Origin of the sequence: Kitasatospora putterlickiae (assembly GCF_039527695.1) — a bacterium.
GTDB classification, from domain to species: domain Bacteria; phylum Actinomycetota; class Actinomycetes; order Streptomycetales; family Streptomycetaceae; genus Kitasatospora; species Kitasatospora putterlickiae.
The window spans coordinates 2,289-4,242 of sequence record NZ_BAAAKJ010000046.1 but is presented as its reverse complement, the minus strand read 5'-3'; the positions used below and the strand labels follow the sequence as shown (position 1 = coordinate 4,242).

At 75.3% G+C, this 1,954-nt stretch carries 1 protein-coding gene; it reads right to left on the bottom strand.

The window, feature by feature from the left end; all coding sequences use genetic code 11:
• On the bottom strand, positions 1–1,954 hold a 1,954-nt coding region (locus tag ABD308_RS05640; RefSeq protein WP_344327566.1), incomplete at both ends, for an ATP-binding protein.

The following is a 1,954-nucleotide window of genomic DNA, read 5'->3' as shown; positions in this document are numbered from 1 at the left end:
GTGCGCGGCGGCCAGGCCGTCGGGGCCGCTGCCCGCCTTGCGGTAGACGGCGGCCAGCCGGCGGTTGACCAGGCTCAGCGGGAGCGCCAGGTGGTCGGCGATCCGCTGCGGCGGCACGCCCCGCACCGCCAGCTCGGCGACGTCCCACTCCGGCTGGCTGAGCGTCTCCCGCACGTCGCCGAGCCGGTTGGGCCGCAGGCCGTAGTTGGCCAGCTCGCGCCGGGCCCGGTCGACCAGCCCGTCCGCCGCGCAGTGCTGGGCCAGTTCGATGCCCTGGTAGAGGTACTCCTGCGCGTCCTCCAGCCGGCCGACCCGGCGCAGCGCGGCACCGAGGTCCACCAGCGCGACGGCGTGCTCGTAGCCCGCCGGGGACTGGCCGAGGTACATCACCGCCCGTTCCAGCAGCTCGACCGCCTGCTGGCCGTCCTCGATCTGGGCGTGCAGCCGCAGCGCCGTGCCGATCGCCGAGGCGGTGCCGAACCGCTCCGCGTCGACGACCGAGCGGCGGGCGTAGCCGCGGGCCCGCTCCGGCTCGTCCACGGCCAGCGCGATGGCCAGGTGCCCGGCCCAGGGCGCCCAGACCGTGTTGTGCCAGCCCCGGACGTCCAGCTGGGCGCCGGCCTCGGTCAGCGCGGCGGCCGCCCCGGCGGGCCGGCCGACGGCGAGCAGCAGCTTGCCGTACAGCGAGGCCGCGTCGGGCAGCACCATCGCGGTGGCGTGGTAGGGCGGGTGGAAGCCGAAGTCGAGGGCCAGCTCCCAGGCCTCCTGGCTGCGGCCGCGGGCGATCAGGGTGTCGATCAGCACGCCGACGGCGTCCCACGCCAGCGGCAGTTTGGCGCTGATCCGCTCGGAGAGCCGCAGTGCCCGGCGCAGGAAGTCCTCGGCCTCGGCGAGCAGGCCGCGCCGGAACCGGGCCAGGCCCATCAGGAAGTAGGCGAAGCCCCGGTGGGCACCGCTCCAGCCGGCCACCTCGAACTGGACGATGGCGTCCGAGAAGAGCCGCTCGGCCTGGGCGATCCGGTCGCTGTAGGTGTAGGACAGGCCGAGCGTGGCGGGCAGTTCGAAGCCCCAGGTGTTGTCGGTCCAGCCGAGGCCCTTGGGCAGCCGGCCGTTGTCCAGCACGGCGTCCGCGTGCCGCAGCACCTCGGCGGAGGGCTCGCCGCGCAGGGTGAGGTCCCAGGCCCGCAGCGCCAGCACGGCCCGGTCGGCCGCCTCCCGTCCGGTGAGGCTCTCGCACAGCGCGCCGAGCCGGGCGGAACGGGCCGGGCCGTCCTCCTCGGACTTGCGGTAGGCGTGCCACATGAACGACGCGGCCTCCAGCCGCAGCCGGCCCGCCGGGTCCCCGTGGGTGCGCTCCGCCTCGACCTGGCAGACCACCGCGGCCTGGCGCAGTTCGCCGCTGTGCGCGAGCACCTCGGAGAGCCGGAAGGTGGCGTCGATCCGCATCGAGGGGCGCAGCGGCCCCTCCTCCGGGTCGAGCGCGAGCCTCAGCTGGTTGACGGTGGCGACGGGGTCGGTGAGCAGGGCGGAGCAGCCCAGCTCGTAGAGCACCTCGGCGCGGTCCTGGTCGTCCGGCGGCTCGGCGAGCGCGCGGTGCAGACAGCGCTGGGCGGCCTCGGGCGCGCCGATCAGCAGGTGTTCGGAGGCGGCCCGGCGGAGTTTGCGGACGGTGCGGTCGTCGCCCTCGCCCGCGAAGGTCTCCACCAGGTGGCGGGAGGCGGCGAGCAGGCCGAGCCCGGCGTTCTCGATCTCGGCGGCGGCCACGCCGTGCATGCCGGTGCGGGTGGCCTCGGGCATGGTGTTGTAGATCGAGCTGGCGATCAGCGGGTGGACGAATTCGAGGTTGCCGTTCGGGGTCCTGGTCAGGACGCGCTGCTTGCGCAGTTCCTCGATGGACTGGCGGGCGCCCTCGGCGCTCTGGGCGGAGATCCGGGTGGCGAGCTCGGGCCGGATG